Source organism: Actinomadura keratinilytica (assembly GCF_039539665.1).
Classification (GTDB): Bacteria; Actinomycetota; Actinomycetes; order Streptosporangiales; family Streptosporangiaceae; genus Spirillospora; species Spirillospora keratinilytica.
Genome location: NZ_BAABDO010000024.1, coordinates 49,207 through 70,725, shown reverse-complemented (window position 1 = coordinate 70,725; position 21,519 = coordinate 49,207). Strand labels below are relative to the sequence as shown.

General features: G+C 69.5%; 23 protein-coding genes and 1 CRISPR repeat array. Of the genes, 13 read left to right on the top strand and 10 right to left on the bottom strand.

Going from position 1 to position 21,519, the window contains the following annotated elements; all coding sequences use genetic code 11:
- Positions 1-475: 475 nt before the first annotated feature.
- Positions 476-862, top strand: a complete 387-nt coding sequence (locus tag ABD879_RS11205; protein ID WP_345020218.1) for a metalloregulator ArsR/SmtB family transcription factor — start codon at positions 476-478, stop codon at positions 860-862.
- A 49-nt stretch (positions 863-911) separates the two neighbouring features.
- Here the strand turns inward: ABD879_RS11205 and ABD879_RS11200 are convergent, their stop codons facing one another.
- Positions 912-2,015, bottom strand: coding sequence for a flavin-containing monooxygenase (locus tag ABD879_RS11200; protein ID WP_345020215.1), 1,104 nt, complete (start codon positions 2,013-2,015; stop codon positions 912-914).
- Between the two features lie 92 nt (positions 2,016-2,107).
- Here ABD879_RS11200 and ABD879_RS11195 point away from each other — a divergent pair, with 92 nt between their 5' ends.
- On the top strand, positions 2,108-2,488 hold the full coding sequence (locus tag ABD879_RS11195) for an ArsR/SmtB family transcription factor (protein ID WP_345020213.1): 381 nt from the start codon (positions 2,108-2,110) through the stop codon (positions 2,486-2,488).
- Positions 2,489-2,608: 120 nt separating this feature from the next.
- On the top strand, positions 2,609-2,860 hold the full coding sequence (locus tag ABD879_RS11190; RefSeq protein WP_345020211.1) for a hypothetical protein: 252 nt from the start codon (positions 2,609-2,611) through the stop codon (positions 2,858-2,860).
- Here ABD879_RS11190 and ABD879_RS11185 read toward each other — a convergent pair.
- The 4 genes from ABD879_RS11185 to ABD879_RS11170 all read right to left on the bottom strand — a co-directional run bounded on the left by ABD879_RS11185 (position 2,857) and on the right by ABD879_RS11170 (position 6,015).
- Positions 2,857-3,291 (bottom strand): arsenate reductase ArsC, encoded by a 435-nt coding sequence (locus ABD879_RS11185; protein WP_345020209.1) that lies wholly within the window; start codon positions 3,289-3,291, stop codon positions 2,857-2,859. The two genes, ABD879_RS11190 and ABD879_RS11185, sit on opposite strands and share 4 nt — an antisense overlap.
- A 247-nt stretch (positions 3,292-3,538) precedes the next feature.
- The gene (locus ABD879_RS11180) at positions 3,539-3,667 is read right to left on the bottom strand and encodes a hypothetical protein (protein ID WP_345020207.1); all 129 of its coding nucleotides are present in this window, start codon (positions 3,665-3,667) and stop codon (positions 3,539-3,541) included.
- 28 nt (positions 3,668-3,695) lie between these two features.
- Positions 3,696-3,899 carry a hypothetical protein gene (locus tag ABD879_RS11175; RefSeq protein WP_345020205.1) on the bottom strand — a complete coding sequence of 68 codons (204 nt, stop codon included), beginning with the start codon at positions 3,897-3,899 and terminating at the stop codon, positions 3,696-3,698.
- Between the two features lie 388 nt (positions 3,900-4,287).
- Positions 4,288-6,015: an ABC-ATPase domain-containing protein gene (locus ABD879_RS11170; RefSeq protein ID WP_345020202.1), complete on the bottom strand. Its 1,728-nt coding sequence runs from the start codon at positions 6,013-6,015 to the stop codon at positions 4,288-4,290.
- Between the two features lie 167 nt (positions 6,016-6,182).
- On the opposite strand from ABD879_RS11170, the gene ABD879_RS11165 reads away from it, so the two are divergent.
- The 7 genes from ABD879_RS11165 to ABD879_RS11135 all read left to right on the top strand — a co-directional run bounded on the left by ABD879_RS11165 (position 6,183) and on the right by ABD879_RS11135 (position 12,385).
- On the top strand, positions 6,183-6,326 hold the full coding sequence (locus ABD879_RS11165) for a hypothetical protein (protein ID WP_345020200.1): 144 nt from the start codon (positions 6,183-6,185) through the stop codon (positions 6,324-6,326).
- Between the two features lie 132 nt (positions 6,327-6,458).
- Entirely contained in the window at positions 6,459-7,433 is a 975-nt protein-coding gene (locus tag ABD879_RS11160) for a SagB/ThcOx family dehydrogenase (protein WP_345020198.1), read from the top strand.
- A complete protein-coding gene (locus tag ABD879_RS11155) occupies positions 7,430-7,696 on the top strand; it encodes a hypothetical protein (protein WP_345020196.1) in 267 nt (88 codons plus the stop codon). Before ABD879_RS11160 ends, ABD879_RS11155 begins: the two co-directional genes overlap by 4 nt.
- A gap of 603 nt (positions 7,697-8,299) precedes the next feature.
- Complete coding sequence (locus ABD879_RS11150) at positions 8,300-9,373, top strand: LLM class flavin-dependent oxidoreductase (protein ID WP_345020194.1); 1,074 nt, start codon at positions 8,300-8,302, stop codon at positions 9,371-9,373.
- 132 nt (positions 9,374-9,505) lie between these two features.
- Complete coding sequence (locus tag ABD879_RS11145) at positions 9,506-10,066, top strand: quercetin 2,3-dioxygenase (RefSeq protein ID WP_345020190.1); 561 nt, start codon at positions 9,506-9,508, stop codon at positions 10,064-10,066.
- The gene (locus ABD879_RS11140) at positions 10,063-11,100 is read left to right on the top strand and encodes an alpha/beta hydrolase fold domain-containing protein (protein WP_345020187.1); all 1,038 of its coding nucleotides are present in this window, start codon (positions 10,063-10,065) and stop codon (positions 11,098-11,100) included. Before ABD879_RS11145 ends, ABD879_RS11140 begins: the two co-directional genes overlap by 4 nt.
- A gap of 265 nt (positions 11,101-11,365) precedes the next feature.
- Positions 11,366-12,385: a LysR family transcriptional regulator gene (locus tag ABD879_RS11135; protein WP_345020183.1), complete on the top strand. Its 1,020-nt coding sequence runs from the start codon at positions 11,366-11,368 to the stop codon at positions 12,383-12,385.
- A 793-nt stretch (positions 12,386-13,178) separates the two neighbouring features.
- Positions 13,179-13,450: a CRISPR direct-repeat array (repeat unit 28 nt; unit sequence GTCGGCCCCGCACACGCGGGGATGGTCC).
- A gap of 780 nt (positions 13,451-14,230) precedes the next feature.
- Here ABD879_RS11135 and ABD879_RS11130 read toward each other — a convergent pair.
- From ABD879_RS11130 to ABD879_RS11120, 3 genes are all read right to left on the bottom strand, one after another.
- A complete protein-coding gene (locus ABD879_RS11130; RefSeq protein ID WP_345020180.1) occupies positions 14,231-15,040 on the bottom strand; it encodes a relaxase/mobilization nuclease domain-containing protein in 810 nt (269 codons plus the stop codon).
- Between the two features lie 12 nt (positions 15,041-15,052).
- Positions 15,053-15,445, bottom strand: a complete 393-nt coding sequence (locus ABD879_RS11125) for a hypothetical protein (RefSeq protein WP_345020178.1) — start codon at positions 15,443-15,445, stop codon at positions 15,053-15,055.
- Between the two features lie 541 nt (positions 15,446-15,986).
- Entirely contained in the window at positions 15,987-16,475 is a 489-nt protein-coding gene (locus ABD879_RS11120; protein ID WP_345020176.1) for a hypothetical protein, read from the bottom strand.
- Positions 16,476-17,007: 532 nt separating this feature from the next.
- Here ABD879_RS11120 and ABD879_RS11115 point away from each other — a divergent pair.
- The 3 genes from ABD879_RS11115 to ABD879_RS11105 all read left to right on the top strand — a co-directional run bounded on the left by ABD879_RS11115 (position 17,008) and on the right by ABD879_RS11105 (position 18,576).
- On the top strand, positions 17,008-17,193 hold the full coding sequence (locus tag ABD879_RS11115; RefSeq protein ID WP_345020174.1) for a hypothetical protein: 186 nt from the start codon (positions 17,008-17,010) through the stop codon (positions 17,191-17,193).
- Positions 17,190-17,936: a restriction endonuclease gene (locus ABD879_RS11110; RefSeq protein WP_345020172.1), complete on the top strand. Its 747-nt coding sequence runs from the start codon at positions 17,190-17,192 to the stop codon at positions 17,934-17,936. Before ABD879_RS11115 ends, ABD879_RS11110 begins: the two co-directional genes overlap by 4 nt.
- A 187-nt stretch (positions 17,937-18,123) precedes the next feature.
- Positions 18,124-18,576: a hypothetical protein gene (locus ABD879_RS11105; protein WP_345020170.1), complete on the top strand. Its 453-nt coding sequence runs from the start codon at positions 18,124-18,126 to the stop codon at positions 18,574-18,576.
- A gap of 483 nt (positions 18,577-19,059) precedes the next feature.
- Here ABD879_RS11105 and ABD879_RS11100 read toward each other — a convergent pair whose 3' ends face one another.
- Positions 19,060-19,278, bottom strand: coding sequence for a hypothetical protein (locus tag ABD879_RS11100; RefSeq protein WP_345020168.1), 219 nt, complete (start codon positions 19,276-19,278; stop codon positions 19,060-19,062).
- On the bottom strand, positions 19,275-21,497 hold the full coding sequence (locus tag ABD879_RS11095; protein ID WP_345020166.1) for a glycoside hydrolase family 3 C-terminal domain-containing protein: 2,223 nt from the start codon (positions 21,495-21,497) through the stop codon (positions 19,275-19,277). Before ABD879_RS11095 ends, ABD879_RS11100 begins: the two co-directional genes overlap by 4 nt.
- Between the last annotated feature and the right edge of the window lie 22 nt (positions 21,498-21,519).

Sequence of the window (21,519 nt, the reverse complement as noted above, 5' to 3'; positions counted from 1 at the left end):
CTGGTACAACCACCACCGACCCCACGCCGGCATCGCGGGCCAAACCCCGGCCGACGGTGTCACCAACCTGTCCGAACAGCACACCTAGCTCGTACCTGACTGGCGCGTGGTCGGCGGTCGAGCTGTGCCGGGTCTTCGGAGCAGCTGGCCGTCTTCACGGGCGCGTGAGGTGCTGGACGACGAACAGGCCGGTGGCGGCGAGGGCGCAACAGCCGCCGGTGCCCGAGAGTTGGGCCGCAGAGGGGGCAAGCCCAGCCGCAGAGGCAGGGTCAGGGGCGGGGTCGGAGCCGGTGCTGAGGTGCGGATTGTCGGTCATCGAACTGTGTCCCTTGGGAGCCTGGCGAACGGCGTGCCGGCCGCGACCAGAAACGGGCGCGGTAGGCGGACGGGGTGGGCTTGGGCGGCACCCCTGTTTAGAAGTTCATCTAATCAAGGTCAGGTTGCCCACTGAATAGACAGATGTCAAATTAGAGATATGTCTAAGTTGCTTGAGCTTGCGGACGTCACCGCTCCTGGTTCCGCTTCCGCTGATCCGGCATGCTGCGCGCCGCTCAGCGGCTCGACCTTCTCGGAGGCCGAAGCCGCTGAGCTGGCCAAGGTGTTCAAGGCGTTGGCGGATCCCGTGCGGTTGCGGCTGTTGAACCTGATCGCCTCCGCCGAAGGCGATGAGGTGTGCGTGTGCGAGTTGAACGAGGCGTTCGAGCTGACCGCCCCGACCATCTCCCACCATCTGAAGGTGTTGCGTCAGGCCGGGCTGATCCAGGGTGAACGGCGCGGAACCTGGGTGTACTACCGGATCATCCCGCAGGCCCTTGCCCGCCTGGCCGGCCTCTTCGCGCTTCCGGCTGCACCCCCGGCCTGAGCCCACATCTCCCTTCAGCGGATCTGGACGGATCTCGCACTGGCAGAGCTCAGTGGCGGGTGCGGGCGGGCGTGGCACGGCCTATGCGGGCCTGCTGCCTGCGGAGTCGGTTGAGGACGTGGCGGGCGTCTGCGCCCACACCGCGTAGCGTGGCCGAGGCGAACGAGCGCTGCCATTCCAGGCCCACGAAGCCCAGACCAGGGTGGCTGATGGAAACCCCGCCGTGGTGGCGGGGCTGCCCGTTGTCGTCCAGGGCGCCGTCCAGGCCGGCGAGGTAACCGACGTCGGGCCGGTAGCCGGTGGCCAGCAGGATGGTGTCGACCTGTTCGCGAGTGCCGTCCTGCCACACCACCTCAGAGCCCTCCACGCGGGCGAACAGGGGACGGCGGTCGGGGTTGCCGGTGGCGATCTGCGTGCGGTAGGTGCCGGTGTCGAACACCGGAGTGCCCCTGCCGCCGGTCAGCAGCGGTCGGGCCCATGCAGCGGTGTCCAAGCCCGTGCGCCGCAACCAGATGTGCATGTCCACCCCTAGCACCCGCTGGGGCATGAACCGCAGCGGATGCAGGGTGGCGAGGGTGACGCGCGCGTGCTCGGCCAGCTCGACGGCGATCTGCACCGCGGAGTTCCCGCCGCCCACGATCACCACCCGTCGGCCCGCCAAAGGTTCGGGGCGTCGGTAGTCGGCCGAGTGCAGCACCGTGCCGGTGAAGCCGTCCAGCCCGGGAAGGTCGGGCCGGTGCGGTCGGCTGAACGCCCCAGTCGCGGCGATCACCATGGATGCGTGGAAGAGCTTGCCGTCGGCGGTGGTCACCTCGAACCCGCCGTCCGGCCGGGCTGTGGTCACCTGGGCGACGCGGTGGCCGGTGCGGATGTCGGCGTCCAAGGCTGCGGCGTAGTCGGACAGGTAGGCCACGACCTCGTCACGGGTGGGATAGCCGTCGGGGTCGGCGGGGAAGGGGCGCCCGGGCAGGGAGCTGCACCGGGCTGGGGAGAACAGGGTGAGGCTGTCGTAGTAGCGCGGCCAAGCCCCGGCAGTCCGGTCTGAGGCCTCTAGGACAAGGGGGTGCAGGCCGAGGGTGCGGGCGGTGTAGGCGGTGGCCAGTCCAGCTTGGCCGCCGCCGATGATGAGCAACGGTGCAGTAGTCGCGGACATGGGAGAATCGTATTGTTAGTTTGTAATATGTCAATATGACAATGGGTTGGTAGGATCGGCCCTACTGCGACCACGGGCGGGAGGGCTTAGCGGTGACCGAAGCGGCGGATGGCTCGGGAGCCCTGCCGATCGGCGACGGCGCGGTCGGCGACGAGCCTGGATGGGGAGCGCCCCCCGAGCTCGGCCCTGGAGCTCGTGAGTTCCTCAAAGCGCTGGCCAGCGAGCAGCGGCAGCAAATGCTGCAACTGTTCACCGGGGGTGTCGAGCTGACCGTGGGCACTGTGGCCGAACGCCTGGGCATAGCCCAGCCGACCGCCTCTCAGCAGTTGGCCCTGCTGCGTCGCGGCGGACTGCTGACGTCCCGCAAGGACGGCAGGCAGGTCTACTACCGCATCGACACTGCCGCAGTCGAGCGATCTCTGCGCGAATTGCAGGGCTACCTGCGGACCTGCTGTCCGCCTGCGGAAGACTGAGGCGGGCCGTGCAGAACTCCTTGGTGTCGGCACTGCCTGCTCCGCCCGCCATGGCGCTCGGCGAGCTCGGGGGCGGCGGTGTTCGCAGCTTCAGGCAGGTCTTGGACACGTGTCGACGCCGTGGCCGGCGTCGTCGGCTGGTATTCGGCACGCGCCGTCGCGCACACCGAGGACACCTCGCTCAACGCCCCATTCAACGGCAATGCGAACGGCCCGGACCGGCTCGGTCTTCAGGCATCAGCCACCAACGCCGATGCCCGACGGCGCGGGGATCCCGGCCTTCGTCCGCATCCCAAAGCGTCCACCGCGGTGCAGAGTCCGACGGATCCGGCGTCGAACCGCTCGCGCCTTCCCCAGCCGGGTGACCGCTAGTTCTTCAGCTCGCTGATCAGGTCCTCGACGCGCTTTCGGACCTCATCGCGGATACGGCGGACGGCGTCCAAGTCCTGCCCGGCAGGGTCGTCCACTCGCCAGTCCAGGTAGCGCTTGCCGGGGAAGAACGGGCAGGCGTCTCCGCATCCCATCGTGATGACCACGTCAGAGGCCTGAACGGCTTCGACGGTCAGAATCTTGGGGGTCTCGGCGGAGATGTCGATGCCCTCCTCCGCCATCGCCTCCACCACGGCTGGATCGACCCGAGCGGCGGGCGACGAACCGGCCGAGCGCACCTCGATGGCGTCGCCGGCCAGGTGGGTGAGGTAGGCGGCGGCCATCTGAGACCGGCCCGCGTTGTGCACACACACGAACAGCACGCTGGGCTTACCGGATAGAGGCGCTGGAGACTCGGGCAGGGAGCCGGGCACGAACGTCATCCCTTCCAGACAGGTCGGCTTGATCCAGGTCGTGTCATGTTGGGAGCCGCCTACCGCGTCACGTACTGCCGAGCCGACAAAGGCCGCCGCCGCCCACCGATCGCGTCCACAGCGGGGTGTGCTGGGCGTTCTGGCCTGGCGGGCGGAAAGCCTCGCGACGAGGAAAGGCTGGCGAGGAGAAGCGTTTGGCACCCACGATCACGACACCTCGCCTGCGCGGGGAGAACTCCACCCGACCCTACGACGACGGCTGGCACGCCGGGCCACCCCCGCCGCCGCCCGTGCAGCCGGGGCGGCCCACCAGCATGAAGACCTCGCCGTCGCAGTCGAGCATCCTGCGGGCCGACGACGCCAGCAGACGCGGCACCCGCCCCAGCCCGTCTCAGCACCTGATATCACCGCGGAGACAGCATCCTCCGCAGCGCACGGGTCTCCCTGGAGGACAGCCCCAGTACGCGGGCGTTCAGGCCGTCCTGCTCGTACCGCGGGTTTTCGAGGTCCAGGCGCAGCCACGCGCGCGTCTCGCGAACCATGGACGGGGTGGAGAACAGGTGCCGGTCGGCATCCTCTGCCGGCTCGATCAGCTCCCGAGACGGCACCCGGAAGACCTCGGCCTCTCCTCGACCGCCAGTTCCTCCGGCCGCCCGGCCACCGCGCCGTCCGGGCGCCCCGGCTCGTAGGGGCCGCGGGCGGTGCGGCGGTCGCACACGTCTTGCGCGGTGAACGGCGCCGGGTACCGTCCCCCGCAGAGACCAGGTATCCCACCCGGTGCTCGGCGTCGGAGCGGTCCGTGCGGAACTCCACGCGCAGCGCCGCGTCGGCGCACACGATCCGGCAGGTCTCGGTGAACGCGCCCATCGCCGGCCGCAGGTCGCGGCCGGTCGGATCCAGGGCCGGGAGCGTGCGGGAGGGATCCCGAACGATCTCGACCGAGCCCTCGTGACAACGGAGCCCCCAGGGCTGGCGGGAACACTTCCGTCCTGTCGGTCAGCGGTTCACTTTCAGCGTCCGCAGGCGGTTGAGGGCCGCGGCGACCTCGTAGCGGCGCGGCACGGCGAAGTCGTCGTCGCGCACCGACAGCAGCGCCGCGACGCCCTCGTGCTCGGTCAGCTCCTGGTCGAGCAGGTCCAGGGCCTCGGCCAGGGTGCGTCGTCCGTCCAGGTGGCCGCGGCGCACCAGCAGCTCCATCGCCAGGCCGACACCGGTGACGTGCGAGGCGTCGGCGAGCTGCTCGACGGCGCGCAAGTCGACCTCGTCCTGGCCGTAGACGAGGTAGTCGGTGCCCCGGGCGCGGATCCGGGGCCGGCCGCGGACGGCGGCGTCGATGTGCGCGGGGTCCGGGCGGCGGGGGACGACGCCGGGGAAATGCTCGGCCTCGGCGTGCCGCCCCGTGGGGACGGCGGCGATCTCGCGGGCCCGCTCGGTGACGTCGTACGGGCGGTAGCCGTCCATCATCACCACCCGGTCGGCGACCTCCAGGTAGTCGCCGGAACCGCCCATGACCAAGACCGTGGAGACGCCGTGGTCGCGGTGCAGGGAGCGCACCACGTCCACCAGCGGGGTGAGCGGCTCGCGGTCCTTGGCCACCAGCGCCTGCATCCGGGCGTCACGGATCATCAGGTTGGTGGCCGCGGTGTCCTCGTCGACGAGCAGGAGCCGCGCCCCCGCCTCCACGGCCTCGCACAGGGACGCCGCCTGCGAGGTGGAGCCGGAGGCGTTGGAGGTGGAGAAGTCGGTGGTGTCGGCCCCGCCGGGCAGATGGTCCACGAAGGCGTGCACGTCCACCCGCTCCACCCGGCGGCCGTCCTCGGCGCGGATCTTCACCGTGTCGGAGAGGGCGACGACGCGTTCGCGCCCGTCGCCGGGAACGTGGTCCCAGATCCCCGTTTCCAGGGCCCGCAGCAGCGTCGACTTGCCGTGGAAGCCGCCGCCGACGATCAGGGTCACCCCGGTCGGGATCCCCATGCCGGTGACCTCGCCCGCGTTCGGCAGCGTCACGGTCACCCGCAGCTCGTCCGGGGATCGGAACGGCACCAGCCCGGAGCCGCGCGCGGGACGGTCGTCGGCGCCGCTGCGGCGCGGCAGCAGAGCACCGTCGGCGACGAAGGCGACCAGCCCCATCTCGGACAGGGCGGCACGCAACGCGGCGGAGTCCTCCACGGTCGCGACGAACTCCCACATCTTCTCCGCGTCCAGGGCGGCATAGCGGAGGGCGCGGTCGACCAGCCGCGGCAAGCCCCGCCACAGCAGGCGCTGCGCCCTGCGGCCGTCGACCCGGCGGCTCGGGCCCGGCAGCGCAACACCGAGCCGCAGGGTCACCGACCCGTCGTCGCCGACCGTGCAGGAGCTGCGGTCCAGTACCTCCTGGCCGCCCGCGTCGATGTGGTAGGCGGACTCCGACGCGGCCTCCCGCGCCGCCTGCCGCACCAGGTACCCGGCCAGCGCCCTGCGCCGCACCGGGGACTTCCACAGTTCACCGGGGAAGCCGGCCAGGTCGCCCGGGACGTGGACGGCGACCCTTGCGGGCGGCGCGAACGGGTCGGCCTGGGCCCGGATCAGCTCCAGCGTGCCTCCATCGGGCAGTTCCCAGGCACCGACGAGCCCCTTGTAGCGCCCGCACGGGGCGCCGTCCAGCCGGGCCAGCTCCCTGTCCAGCCCGCGGCGAGGCGGTCCGCCCCGGTCCTTCCTTTCGATCGCCCCAACTCGCTGACGCATGTAACTCCCGGCCTTCGCCCCCGAACGTCCGTCGCAGTGTCGGGCAACACGCGCCCTTACGCAAGTCGCTGAAAAGCGGGACACCCCAAAAAGAACACTCCACGCTACTTTGACATTGCCGGTCAAGATCGGCGATGTGTGATGTTCGCGCTGAATCCGGAGGGACCATGCAGCTCACCACCGAACAGGTGCGCGAAGAGCGCACGCTCGCTCACGGCGAGGAGATCGACGAGGTGTCCGGCGAGCAGCTGACCGTGCCCGCGGGGAGCACCTCGGGTTCGACCTCGGCGGCCGCGGTCGTCGAGGAGTGACGTGGTCGCCCGGGGCCGGCGGTCGCCCACCGCCGGCCCCGAGTCCTGCCCACCCGGGAATGCCTCGGAACAGCCGGCCCTTCGCCACGACCACCGGGGAACACAGTGACGCACGATGCCCAGGGAAACGGCATGGCAAGCACGTACAGGTCAGCGACATTCGCGAATTCCTACCGCGGACTGCAACCGTGGTTCACGGCGACGGGCCTGAGGAATCACGCACTGCGCTTCCGGTCGCTGGGCCAGTCCGGCGACCCGCGCCCCGCGGAGGACTTCCTGCTGGCCTCTCGGATCCGCCGGGAGGACGCCCGGGTCTTGGCCTCCACTCGTCCGTACTTCACCGACACAGGGCTGACCACGGTGTCCCTGCTCGGCAGCGACACGGTAGGCCCATGTCGGGCAGGTTCGCTCCCGCTCCCCGAATCGCTGCCGCTTCAGGCCCGGCTTGAGAAGGTGCTCACCCAACGCCGCAGCCGACGTCGCTTCTCGGGAGGCTCCACGGATCTGGCGCACATCGCAACCCTGCTACGGGCCACCGCCGGCAGAACGGGGCATGGTCGCGTCGCACTGAGCGGCGGCGGGGAGGTGGTCATGCCCTACTACACAGCCCCGTCCGGAGGTGGACTGCGCCCGATCGCGGTATATGTCGCCCCGCTACGCGTCGAGGGGCTGGGCACCGACATCCTTCGCTACGACGATCGAAACGACGTTCTTGTGCCTCTGGCGCGCTCTGCCGACGCACGGCAGTTGCTGGACACCTGCCTGTCTCCGCCCGACCTCGACCATCTGCACGAGGCGGCCGCGGTCGTCCTCTTCGTCGGTCGTCCCTGGCGCACCATGCGCAAGTACGGCGAGCGCGGAGTGCGCTTCCTGCTTCTGGAGGCCGGCGCCATGGCGGAACACCTGCACCTGAGCGTGGAAGCGCTCGGCCTGGCCAGCGTCGCCTGCGGCAGCCTGTGCGACGACGAGGTGCACCGGATCGTCGGCTTGGACGGACTGTACGAGCTGCTCGTCCACGTGGTCGTCGTGGGATGCCGCCCCGACGGGGAGGGCGCCACACCACCAGGGCCACAGCAGGCAGCGCCGAGAGGAGGCGGGCAACGATGACGGAAGGCCGCTACCGCATCAAGCGGCACTTCTCGGTGATCGCTCACAGTCCGGATCGGATCGAGTCCCGGCACGGGGTGTGGAACGCCCAGTCGGTGGTGGTCGATGACCAGGAGGCCAATGGTCGGCTGGCGGCGATCGTGGCGGCTCTCGAGTCGGCCCCGCGCACGCGGGGATGGTCCGCGACGCTGCGGCACCTGGCCACGGTGTCGCAGGTCGGCCCCGCGCACGCGGGGATAGTCCGAAGATCTCAGGGCGGGTGAGGGCAACCAGGTAGCCCTCACCCGCGGCCGTCACGTCCTCCGTCTAGTCCTGGGAATTCGGACGGCTGCGCCAGTCGGTGCCCACTGCGGCCCGGCGGGACAGTCCGTGGGCGCCGACCGGTCGCTGTCGTCGGGTCGCCCAGTCTTGAGGCAGCGGGGCCGCCGACCTCGCGAAACGCTCTCACGATCTTCTCCCTCGGGCCCCTGCGTAGCGTCCTCGTGATCGGGCACCGGTTCAGGAGCGACCGAGTCCACGGCATGACAGGCACAGGCGGTGCGGCGCACTCTCGCCGTTGCAGATAGTTCGGAGCATCCTAATGATCAGTGGGGCAGTTCCACCTGGACATCAGGACTTTGGTCCCTGGATCATTAAGTGAGCACGAACACACGGCAGGGACCGTGGCCGGTCGGTTCGGACTCGATTCCCACCGGGCGGCCGCACGGCGTCGTGGAGGCGAAAATGCCGGCCCTGCTCCCGCTCCTGCGAAGGCGGAGACGGGGCCGCGGCGTCCGAGCCCTGCTTCGGCAACCGCATGGCTGCTGCTCCATCCCCGCCGGGTGCTCCGATCAGGGGTGCTCGGCGCCGATTTCGAGGGACACCCCATGGACGTGGCGATCGCGAGCACCATCAGGAACCTGCCGCAACGGCCCCTGCCGCTTCCCCAGTTGTACGACGAGTTCTTCGACGATTTCCTGCTCGCCGACGAACTGGGTTACAGCCACATCTGGCAGCCGGAGCATCACTTCGCCAAGGACCAGCACAATCCGTCGGCGCTGCCGGTGCTGGCTGCGCTGGCCCGCCAGACCCGTCGGATCCGCCTGGGCACCTACGTGCTGCTGCTGGCCTTCCACCACCCCATCCTCCTGGCCGAAGAGGCCGCCATGATCGACATCCTGTCCCACGGCAGGCTGGATCTGGCCATCGGCGCGGGCCCCATGGAAGCCGAGTGCGAGGTCTTCGACATTCCCCGCTCCGAAACCTTCGGACGGACCTATGAGGCCCTGCAGATCGTCCAGAAGTGCTGGACGGAGGAGGAGTTCAGCCACCACGGTAAGTACTTCCACTTCGACAACGTGCGCATGACCACCAAGCCCGTCCAGCGGCCGCATCCGCCGCTCTTCATGGCCGCCGTCGGTCCGCAGAGCGCCAAGCGCGCCGCCACCCGCGGGTACGGCCTGGCCATGGCGCTCGGCCCGGCCCACAACACCTACCTCGACGCGCTCGAAGGCAGCGGCCGCAGCCTGGATGACGTGAAGCTGGTGTCCGGCCCGGTGGCCGTCCACATCGCCGAGACCACCGAGCAGGCGTGGGACGAGGCCGAGGAAGGGCTGCACGCCTGGATCTCCTTCTACGGTGACCGCGGCTCACCGATGGCCGCCGGCCTGCCTCCCGTCGGCGAGCTGCGCAAGTCCGACTTCACTTTCGGCGGCATGCCCTTCTTCGTCGGGTCGGTCGAAAAGGTCAAGCAGAGGATGCGCGAGTTCTTCGCCGAGGCGCCGCTGGACGAGCTGTGCCTGGCCTTCCACCACCCCGGAATGTCGGCGGAGGCCTCCCGGCGGGCGATCACCCTGTTCGCCGAGGAGGTCATGCCCGAGGCCAGGACCTGGGGCGACAGGACCCGCCGCCCCGAGCCGCCGCAGCACAGCGCGATCGGGCCCAAAGGGCTGCGGCACTGACGACGCCCGGCCGTCACCCTGGCGCGCGGCCGCCCGCGCCCAACGCATGCCGCAGATCTGATCCATCAGCAGGCCGAACGCACGTCACGCCTGCTTGCAACCACCCCGCACTGTTCACCTACGGAGAGAACCGTGACATTCGACCAGATCCGCAACCGACAGGAAAAGCCGTCCTGGAAGGGAGTGCTCCCCGGGCGCCCCGTGCCGTTCTTCCTCGACGACGGCGATGGTGAGCGGTCGGCGGTGTTCGACAGCCTGGTGACGGTGCTGCTGTCGAAGGACGAGACGGACGGCCAGTTCGGCGTCTTCACCATGCGTCAGCCCAAGGGCGACCTGATCGTCCCGCACTCGCACGTGGACGTGCACGAGATCTTCTACGTGGTCGAGGGAGCCGCCCGCGTCTTCGTCGAACACGCCGACGGACGCCAGGAGAGCAAGCTGCTGGGCCCCGGCGATTTCGGCTACGTGCCTGCCGGGATCGTGCATTCGTACCGCGGCGAAGCCGAGTACACCAAGATCCTTGGGGTCTGCACGGGAGGATTCGAACGGTTCTTCCAGGCGCTGGGCGAGCTGACCGATGAGCGCGACGTGCCGCTCACCGAACCGTTCACGCCCTCGCCGGAGCAGATGCAGGAGGCGTTCAGCCGGTACAGGAACATCCCTCTCCCGGACTACCGGTGGGAAGAAGCGTGAGCACGCACTCGCTGCCGGACGAGGATGCCATCGCGGCACAGCGCCGGTACAACACCGAGCTGATGCGCCGGTATGTCGAAGGTCTGGCCGCAGCCTCGCCCCCGGGGCCCACCGCACCTGAGGCCCCCGTGAAGGTGCTGCGCGCCCTGGTCTTCTCCCGCCCCGCCACCGGTGGCGAGCTGCGGCTCGATCTCTATCTGCCCGAGGAGACGCCCGGCCCGAGACCGGTCATCATGTGGCTGCCGGGAGGCGGCTGGCGGATGGCGGCCCGAGGCATGGGTCCCCACCTGGGGCGGTTGTTCGCCCAGCGGGGCTACGCCATGGCGGATGTGGAATACCGGTCGAGCCGGACGGCGATCTGGCCCGCCCAGCTGCACGATGTGAAAACCGCCGTGCGCTACCTGCGGTCGGTGGCGCACGAGTACGGACTGGATCCCGAACGCATCGGGGTGTGGGGCAGCTCGGCCGGCGGACATCTGGCCGCACTGTTGGGCGTGACCGGCGGTGCCCCGGCATGGGAAGGCGACGGGGAGCACGCGGGCCACTCCAGCGCGGTCCAGGCCGTCGTCGACGGTTACGGCCCGACGGACCTTCCGCACCTGGACGCCGACAGGCTGCCGGACGGAGTGGTCAATGACGTAGACCCGGAGTCCCCGCCCTGGGGCCTGCTCGGAGGACCGACGACACGGCATCCCGAACGCGCCGCCCAGGCCAGCCCCGTCAGCCACGTCACCGAAGCGGCGCCGCCCTTCCTGATCCTGCACGGGGACGCCGACCTCCTCATCGGTCCCCGCCAGAGCCGGCGGCTGTTCGAGGCCCTGGTCGCCGCGGGCGCCGAGGCGACCTTGGTGACGGTCCACGGCGCCGGTCACGGCTTCTTCAACACCGAGGCCCTCGAACAGATCCCGCCCCTGCGCACGACCGTCCACACCACACGAGGCGGGAAACCGGACCTGGCCCGGCCCGGAGTCCTCACGTCCGGTCTCATCGAGCGGTTCTTCGACCAGCACCTGCGCAGGGACTTCTTCGACTGAACCGTTGACACCGACGGGCATCAGCCGTGTGCTGGAGCGGCCGTTTTCGCGACCGCTCCAGCACACGGCACGTGCGGGTTCACTCCTTCGACCAAAACGCGAGCGAAGCCTCTCGAAGCCAAGTCCAGGCAGGGCGGAGGGAAGGTCGTCCCGGCTCAGGCAACACCAGGGCCGCAGCCCCTCGATCGTTCGATACAACCAATCGCTAAGAAGCGAAGTACGAGTACATAGTCGGCTTTCCGAGCAAATCGTTAGGATCACCTACATGGAGCCGGGAAGCAGCGACATCTCGATCACTACACTGCGGTACTTCCTCACCGTCGCAGAAGAACTCCACTTCGGGCGCGCCGCTGCACGGCTCCACATCACGGCGCCCTCCCTGAGCCAGCAGATCAGCCGCCTCGAACGCCGACTGGGCGTCACACTGTTCGAGCGCACCTCTCGCAGCGTCCACCTCACCGAGCACGGCAGAGCTCTGACGGACCATGCGCGCCGGTGCGTGGCCGCGCACGAGGAGATGCTGCGCTGGGCCCGGCAGCTGCACGAACAGCCGAGCCTGACCTTGGGACTGACCGGTGTGGGAGCCGGTCCGCTCACCACGCCGATCCTGACCACGCTGATCGACCGCGTGGCCGACATACGCCTCGAACTGCGGCGGCTGAAGCTGTCCGACGGCATCCCCTCTCTCTTGGAGGGACGTGTCGACGCCGTCTTCGTGCCCCTTCCGCCGTTCCTGATCGACCCGAAGATCCGAGCGGTCCCACTGTGGACTGAACCGCGTGTCCTGGTCATCTCCAGCAGGCATCCACTGGCCCAGCGGGAGAGCGTGCGCATCAACGAGACCAATGACCTGCCGTTCATTCACCCGGCGGGTTCCTTCCCCGACCTTGCATGGTGGACGGTCGACCCCCGCCCCGACGGCACCCCGGTCATCCATGCCCCCCACACCGAAGACCTGGAGGAGATCCTGGAGCTGTGCGCCACCGGCGCCGGCGTGAACATCGCAGGGGCCTCGGCCGCCTCCTTCTTCCCCCGCCCCGGCCTGGCCTACGTGCCCATCTCCGACATCGAACCGGCGACCATAAGCCTGTGCTACCTGAAGTCTTCACAGCATCCCCTCCTGGAAGACCTGGAGAACATCGCCGTGAGCCTGGCGAGAAAACTCCTCCCTCCCGAGTCCTCGCCTCGTCACGTTGAGCCCATGTCCTGCGGAGCAAAGTCCGGCCACGATGTGACCGAGCCTCGTGAGGATGCCGCACGAGAGGACCACCGACCGCAGCATTGACGAAGTGGACGAACGAGCAAACCTCCACGTCGAAGTCCGAGAACGGATGGCCGTCGCTCCAGAAGCTCCTCCACGACCGCCCAACTGCACGACTGCACCACGGCGGCCGCACCGGTTGCAGACGATCTCCGCTCTCTAAAGAACAACTCCGACCGCGGCTGGGATGCAACGAATGCTCGTTCGACCTGTTGACCGGCGTGGCCGTTGCTCCGGATCACAGGTGCCCCCGGATCGCGATGCGAACAACGGCATCGGCCTGGGTGCGTTCGCCGCGACGTTCCAGGTCGAGATGGCCTTGAGTCTCTGGTCGATCGACTCGACGTCTTGTCGCCAGCGGCTTGAACAGGTGTGCGGTGGACCAGCGGGGCACGCCCTTGCAGGCGAGGCAGCAAACCACCCCATCGGTGGAGCGTGACGCGCGGCTGTAGGAGTGACGCCCACCCATGACCGCCTGTCCTCGGTGGCGGGATCGGCATCCGGCATCCCAAGCAGTCTCATCAACCTCGGGCTGGTCAACGCGAAGGCAACCGGCGGCCCGTCCGGGTGCACAGCAGACGCGACCGAAGTCCCCCAGAAGAACCGTGAGTAGGAGAAGCAGTAAACCGCACTCGCCTCACCCGGCCCGGTCGGCTACGCGCCTGATGGCGCCACGAGAGCGGCCGCACTTGACCGGTGTGGAGTCCACGCCCCAGACAGCACGTCGTGGCCGTCCCCGGACAGACGGGCCGAGGGTTTGCAAATCCAACTAAATGAAAACTGGGCCTCGTTGGCATAGACTCCCAGGTCATCAAGTGTCGGCCCCGCACACGCGGGGATGGTCCCTGACCAGGGCCATTAACCGTCATCTCCCCGACGTCGGCCCCGCACACGCGGGGATGGTCCGCCGGCATCGCCCCCGCCGGCAAGTTCGCCGACGTCGGCCCCGCACACGCGGGGATGGTCCCCGGACCGACGATGACGGCGAGGTCGACAGCACGTCGGCCCCGCACACGCGGGGATGGTCCCACGTACGTGGTGTACCCGCGCGAGCACACGCTGTCGGCCCCGCGCACGCGGGGATGGTCCCACCTACGGCGGCATCCGCGTCGGCGGCTCCAGGTCGGCCCCGCGCTTTGACCACCAAGGAGGTCACCCCACCAGCGCGGCTTTCTCGACGGCCGGCCATCGCCAACAAGCGCGCGGCAGTGCGTAGGCCATCGCCCGCCGCCGTCGGGGCGGGGATGCGTCCATACGGCGGGCGGGCTGCCCGGTCGTAGGCGTCGGCGGCTCGTCGCAGGTCGCGATTGCCTGTCACGGCTGCCACGACATTGAGTGCATCAGCAGCGGCCCAGCAGGCGTCCCGCGCGGCGTAGGGGTTGATGACGCTGTAGCGGCGCAGCTGTGCCGTGGCATAGGCGGCGGCGCGGGCTGCGTCCTCATAGAGGGCACGCACCTCCTCCGCGGTGAACTCCGCCGCCGCTCCACCGCTGACCGGTCTGCTCGAATCGCCGCGCCAGCGTTCTCGAAGCCTGGACCATGTCAGGTCGTCGGCCAGGCGTCCCCCGCCGTACCAGAGCTCTTCTCCGTCGGCCGAGCGGTGTTCGGGGAAAGTCACCGCGTAACCGGTCACCTGTCCAGGGTTGCGTTCGCCGAAGCGTGGCCGCACCCGGACCCCCGCGGCCTGCAGCGCGTCGAAGAACTCTTCCGGTGTCCGGGCGCGTTCGGCGGCTTCGCGGACGATCGTCCGCAACACGGCGCGAGCGGTCGGCTGGGACAGGTGCCGTCCGGATACCGGACGGTAGTCCGCCGACACCGGTCCAGGCCGCGGGCGACCGGTCGCCCAGCGGTGCCGGAGCTTGGGCAAGGTCAGGTCGGCGGCGAGCTTGCCGCCGCCGTACCAGACCGGCTGTCCGGCGGGGTCCGATCCTGGTCAAGAGCGACGGCGTAGCCGGTGACCTGCTCGGGATGCTGCCGGTCGACGCGCTGACGTACCAGGATGCCCGCGGTACGGAGGCGGTCGAAGAACTCCTCCTCCGTGCGCGCGCCTGCCGCGGCGACCTGCACCGCGCGCCGCAGAACCACGCGGGACGGTTCGCTCCACCCCTTGCGGACGGCCTTCTCGGTTTCTCCGCGCTTGGGACGCCGGGCCGCCGTACGATCCGCGGGCGCGGTGGACCGTAGCCCGAATCGCTTTTCGACGGCTCGGCAGGCATCGCGCACCCGGTATCCGTCGTTCCAGACCTCAGGACGGCCACCGTCCTGGCGGGCGAGCGTGGCCACGATGTGGATGTGTTCGTCGGCATGGCGGACCGCTATCCAGCGGACCGCGTCCGAATCTCCGGCAGGGGCCAGCCCGGTCCGGGCCATGACCTCCTCTGCTATCTGCGCCCACTGGTCGTCGGCGAGGACAGGGTCCTCTGGAGCGGCCCGAAGTGACAGGTGCCAGACGGGCTTGCGGTAGTTGCGCTCGCCGAGCAGAGCAAGCGGCTGGGTGAGCAGGCCGTCCAGGCGCCGGAAGTCCCTGCCGCCGTCCTCGCCGATGTCCGGTTCCAGCTCCGGTGGGCTGCGGAAGCCGGCGACGAGGTGGGGATCGCGGTGCTCGTTGCTACGTCCGGGGCCGTACAAGTACCGGATCAATCCCGGTACCCGCTCGCCCCGCAGAATCTTTCCGATCACTCCGGCCCCGGCTCACGGAAGGCGTTGACATATGTCGTCGGCCAGGTCGTCGAGCTTGCGGACGGCTTGTGCCGCGGCTTCGGCGTACCGTCGCAACCGTGCCGAGGGCTCTCCTGCGTTGAGCGATGCGGCGGCCTGGTCGAGGGCCACCCCGATGCGCCGGACCTGCCCGGCGGCCTGCATCACCGACGCCAGCGTCTCCCGAAGCAACGCGTATTCCGGACGAAAACGCCCTGTGGCCACCGACAGGACCGCCTGAGCCGCGAACGCCCCGGTCGCCAGCCGCTCTCCGGCAGCCGCTGTCGCCACGACCTGGTACTCGTCGTCGGAGAGGGAAATCCTCACCGACCGTCCTCGACGCGGTGTCCTGTGCGCCCGCCGGTTCAGGCGCTGCACATGCCCCACCGCGCGCCCTTCCTCGTACGCGGCTCCTCCACCTCCTCCAGGATCGTGACCGATCCAAACCCGGCCGGACCGCGCCCGGCCCGACCACGTTTCCATTACTTGTCCCGCGCCAGCGGAGCTTCTGACGAGATACGGCCATGCCGGAAGGCTCCGATGAGGCCCTATCCGGTGGATCTTGACGTTCCGCTGTATTTGATCTTGAGCTTGGGCGGACTGCACTGGGTCGTCCGCCGGTACCTGCTGATCAACGGGCCGGACGAGCCTGTCGCCTTCGAGGCGGCCGCCCGCCGACACCGCACCACGGTCGAATGCCGCACCAACCGGCTCGGGCTGACGGCGCGTTACCGCCACCAGTCATGCCAGGCTCGCCCACCAGCAGGCCGATAGCACCCATGGCCACCGCACTGGTGCGAATCCACAATGGTCCACCGGACAGGGCTTCAGACATGGACGGGGTCAGACCTCGCGACGAGGCTTCGGCGGTCCAACGTTGGGACGTGGCCCCGGTGGGGACGGCTTCCCTACGGGATCGGAGATGACGTCACCGATCGATTTCGGAAAGTCCTTGACCGCCGACTCGGGCTCGGCGGCGTCCTCGGCGCCCTCGGCCTGTGATGCCGACGGTCTTGTGGCGGTGTGTAGTGACGGGGCTGTGTCGCCCTCGCGGGGCTTGGATGGCGACGAGCGCTCCCTGGGCCCGGCGGAACGCCTCACCCAGGTCCATGCTCTGCTCGGTCGCCTGCGCCAGCGCATCATGCGCCTTCAGCACACTGGGCTCCGGGTCGTCGCCGCGGTCATGCCCGAGGTGGCCGGCGTCGAGCTCCCTGTGCAGGAAGGCGTCGAGGTTCTCGGCTGTCTGGCTGAGGCGGAAGGCGGTCTGGGCAAGGTTTCCCAGGACGGTGTATGCGGTCCCCGGCTGCGTCAGCCCGGGTGCTCTCTCGGTGAGGCTGTTGAGTGTGCGGACACGTTCGTTCAGCTCTGCGGCGAACCGCTCGATGTCCTTGTCCGTACGGTGTTCGCGAGCGTCCATGTGATCTCCAGTGTCGAGTCGGCTCCGGCCATGCAGCATTCCTTCCTGTAGGCGACACTTGACAGCGTTCGGCGTAGTTTCGAAATCTCTGACGCTGTCTTCGCTCCATACTCCATGACGACTGCACGGATCGTCATCTCGTCTGACGGCGTGGCGCGGTATTGACCTGCCGAAACTCGACTCCGCATCCTCATGCGACTGCGCATGGGGATGCTGCTGGGGCCAGAGGCATGAGCTTCGGCCTGACGGCGCCGCGTTCCATGTCGCCCCGGATGTCCATCGGTCGCCTGGTCCAAGCCTTGAGCCCCGGCAGCACGACGACACCCAGGATCGCATCGGGCAAGAGATGCCGTTCAGGAAAGACAGGAATGACGTGGAGGCCATCGTTTCCTGTCCTCATGTAGCCACTTATTGTTGATCATGCATGTTCGGACGGATTTTGTCGGCGGCGGATGGTTCAGTGCGCCTCACGGGCACGGAGACGGCGCGCGGGCGGGCCGTGCACTCCATGCCCAGTGAGGAGGAATAGCCGATGACTCACCACCACCGCCGCGGGCACTGGGTGAACATCCCGAGCCGGCGCGGCGCCAAGGGCGGCACCGCGGGCGAGGTGGAGCTCCTGCTGTACCTGCCGTCCGGCGCGGGCGGCGGCGACGGACAGACCGAACGCAAGCCCTCGTCCCACGCCTCGACGACGACCCCCACGCGCACGCCATGACCTACCGAGCAACCGGGCGACCGTCACCGGGCCGCCGCTTGGCCGCCGCAGCGCTGCGCAGGCTGCGACGGATCCGGCGCCCCAAGAGCGCCGATGACTGGCTGGGGGCCGGGCTCATCGCGCTGATCGCAGTACTGACGATCGCTCAGGCGCTGGTCATGCTGGTGGAGTGGCTGCTGCGCACCTGGTGGGCGCTGCCCTCGCTCACCGTGGGCCTGACGGGGGCGATCTGGGCGCGTTGGCGGGTGCGGATACTGCGGGCCCGTGCGACCGCTCGACGACTGGCCGAGCTGCGCTACAGCCTGGAGGAGCTGGACGCCATGACGCCCAGCCAGTTCGAGGACGCGGTGCGCGACCTGATGAGACGCGACGGCGTGGACGCGCGCCGGGTCGGCGGGGCCGGAGACCTGGCCGCCGACGTCATCGGTACTCACCCGCCGACTCGACAGATCGTCGTGGTCCAGTGCAAGCACACCACCACTGGCCGATCCGTCGAGTCCCGGGTGATCCATGAGGTGAACGGCACCGCTGGACCCGCTCACCACGCGGACGTCGCGGTCGTGGTCACCAATGGCGGCTTCACACGCGAAGCCCGCCGGCGGGCAGCACAGTTCCACATGGCACTGATCGACCGAGAGCGTCTGGAGCTGTGGGCCGACCAAGGCGCCAGCCTGCCTGACATGCTCTCGCTGGGCAGCATGTGGCGCGGCCGCCGCTACCGGCTGCTGCACCGTCTCGAATGACCTGGCACCGATTCCCCCGGGCCATCACCCCAGCACAGGCGCTGCAGCACCATCCTGTTTGTCACGGCCATAACCTGGCTCGCAACTCTTCACGAGAGTCAGCCTCGGCGTCACTGCCGCGCCCCAGGGCCGTATCCAGTGGCTTTTGGTGTTCCGCTGTGGTCGCCCTTGCAGGCGAGGTGATGACATGATCCGCGACAGGGGACGGCACGCGAAGACCATCGACCGCCCCGCTCCGCGCAACCGCCGACGCGAGTATCTGGTCGCACTGCACATGGCGGTCCAGGCCCGACGGGACTTGGCGGGTCGCCTGGTCTCGCGTCAGGGCGTGTCCTGGGTGAACGTCGCCCGGTGTGACGCTCCGCGCCGCACCGTCGATGTGGCATGCGACTACCGCAGCGGCGGGTGGCGATTCTGCAGGCTCGCCGACGGGGCGACGATCACGCGCGCCGAGAACGTCGCCGAATGCGTCGAGGCGATCGCCCGCGAACTCGCAAAGGGCGAGCCCGTAAGCCATCAGCCTGCGTACCCCAGCGAGTGTGGTGGACGTCGCGACCACGGCAGGGGGGAGGTGCACGGCCATCAGCCTGTTCTCACGAACTCGAACGCGTCCTCGCGGCGCGTTCGGCTCCCGATCTGAGCGATCGGGGTGCGTCCTTCCGCCACGGACGCCTCTGTGAGGCACAGAGGACTTCCGTAGGAGCAGTCTGGACGGCGGAGCGCCCGTGTCATGACGGGTGCTCCGGCCGTGCATGCTCATCCCTCCGGCGGATACCCGGTCTGCGTCCGCTTCCCGCCTCCGAGGCGTTGTCGGCCACCCGGTTGCAGGCTCGCTCGCAGTCGTCCAGGGGCTGCGGGAGCGCATCGCATCGGCAACCGCCTGGCCTCGGCGGACACCGGGGCCAGGCGGTTGCCGATGCCGACGCGGTGATATCGGAGGACGCGAGCGCCCCGTACACGGCGTCGTTCTCCGTAATGTTCAGCGGGCGGCGAAAGCGACCTGTACCGGGACGGGAATCGGCCTGAGCTGCCCTACGGGGATCCGATGCGCCCGCTTGGGGACCGGCGTGCAGGTCCCGTGCAGAGTCAGATGTGTGCGAACAGCACCGTGTCCGCACTCATGTCAGCGGACTCCCTTGACTGGTCGTACGGTGAGGCCCGCCACGACGGCGGTCACCGCGGCGAAGGTGAACAGCAGCGGATGGTTCGCGCCGCCGCCGAGCGCCAGGATGAGCGGTGCGGCGGCGGGGGCGGCGGACCGGGGCAGGGCCGAGGCGATCCCGAAGATGCTCATCCCGGCGGCCGTCAGGGCGACCGCCGGGTCGGTGGTGGGCGCGATCACCCGGTCGCCCCCGAGGAAGTGCGTTCGCTCAGCTCTATGAGGCGGTCCACAGTGCCGTCGGAAAGCCCGAGACCCGCGAAACCCAGGAACTGCTTCATCGGCATCGACTCGACCATCCGCAGCATGTGGGCGTAGTCCTCGGCCTGCTCCTTCTGCTCGTCGGTCAGGTTCGCCGTGAGCTCCTGCATGAGCAGCGGCCCGACGGTCGGGTGCCCGAACCAGTCCTTGACGCTGGAGGTGCGCGAAAGCGGCCTGGCGACGCTCTCCCCTGCCAGGGTGATCGTGCGTTCGGCGACGATCCGAGCGGCGCTCTCGCCGATCTGCACGGTGTACTCGCCGGGCGCGACCGCCCACCGGGAGTCCTCGACGTCGTAGTAGGCGAACGCGCGCCGATCGAGGGGCAGCTCGACCCGGACGGACTCCCCCGGGTCGAGCGCGACCTTGGTGAAGGCGCGCAGTTCCCTGGCCGGACGGCGGACGGGGCCTGCCTTGGTGGCGATGTAGACCTGCACGACGTGCTTTCCCGCGCGCCGGCCGGTGTTGGTGACGGTCACCGCGACGACCGCGGTGTCGTCGCCGGTGACGGTGACGTCCAGGTCGCTCGTCTCGAACGTCGTGTAGCTCAGCCCATGCCCGAAGGGGTAGCGGACGGGAGCGCCGACCGTCTCGTAGTAGCGGTAGCCGACCATGACGCGTTCCCCGTAGAGGACCTTCCCGGCCTCGCCGGGGAAGTTGACGAAGACGGGGTGGTCCTCCAGGCGCAGCGGGATGGTCTCGGCCAGGCGCCCGGAGGGATTGGCGACGCCGAACAGCAGGTCGGCGATGGCGCCGCCGCCCGCCTGGCCGAGCAGCCAGCAATCGAGGATGGCCTCGACGTCGTCGTGCCAGTCCTCCAGGGTGACCACGCCGCCGTGCGACAGGACCACCGCGGTGCGGGGTGCCGCTGCGGCGACCGCGCGGATCACCTCGATCTGCTCGGCGGGCAGGTCGATGTGCCGGCGGTCGAACCCTTCGGACTCCTCGTCCTCGGTCAGCCCGGCGAAGACGATCGCCAGGTCGGCGTCGCGGGCCGCCTCCACCGCGCCTTCGCCGAGGCTCGGGGCGTAGGTGACGGTCCGGTCGCGGTCCTTGGCGAGGGCCTGGATCGCCTCAAGGGCGCTGTCGACGCGGGTCGGGTGGACGTGGGAGCTGCCGCCGCCCTGGTAGCGGGAGGTCGCGGCGAACTCTCCGATGACGGCGATGCGGCGCACGTCGGCGCCGACCGGCAGGGTGGCGCGGTCGTTCTTGAGCAGTACCGCGCACTCGGCGGCCAGTTCCCGGGCGAGCGCGTGGTGGGCGTCGGCGTCGAAGTCGGCCTCTCCCGGGGCGTACCGGTCCACCAGCCTCAGGACGCGGCGGGCGCTCGCGTCGACGAGGGCCTCGTCCAGCCGGCCGTCGCGCACCGCTTGGACGATCTCGGCGTCGTCGACGCCGCCGGTGCCGGGCATCTGCAGGTCCGTCCCCGCCTGCAGCGCGGCGACGCGGTCGGAGACGGCGCCCCAGTCGGAGACGACGAGGCCGTCGAAGCCCCATTCGGTGCGGAGGACGTCGTCGAGCAGCCACCGGTGCTCGGTGGCGTAGACGCCGTTGATCTTGTTGTAGGCGGCCATCACGGTGGCCGGCTGCGCCTCCTTGACGACCCGTTCGAAGGCCGCCAGGTAGATCTCGCGCAGGGTGCGCTCGTCGACCTCGGCGCTGACGTGCATCCGGTCGGTCTCCTGGTTGTTGGCCGCGAAGTGCTTCGCCGACGCGCCGACGCCCTCGGCCTGGAGGGCCCGCACGTGGGCGGCGGCGAGGATTCCGGTCAGATGCGGGTCTTCGGAGTAGTACTCGAAGTTGCGGCCGCACAGGGGCGAGCGCTTGATGTTCATCGCCGGTCCCAGGCTGATCGAGACGCCGAGCGCCCGGGCCTCGCGTCCCAGGGCTGCGCCGAGCCGCGCGGCGACCTGCGGATTCCAGCTGGAGCCGACGGCGACGGCGGGCGGGAAGCAGGTGGCCGGGACGCTGTCGCCGATGCCGAGGTGGTCACCGCCCTCGGTTTGCAGGCGGACGCCGTGCGGACCGTCGCAGAGTTTGATCGAAGTGATGCCGACGCGGTCGATCGCCTTGGTGCCGCTGAAGTCCCGCCCGGAGAGAAGGGACGCCTTCTCCTCCAGGGTGAGCCGGTCGAGCTGGTCCATGTGTCGTCTTCCTCTCGGTGCT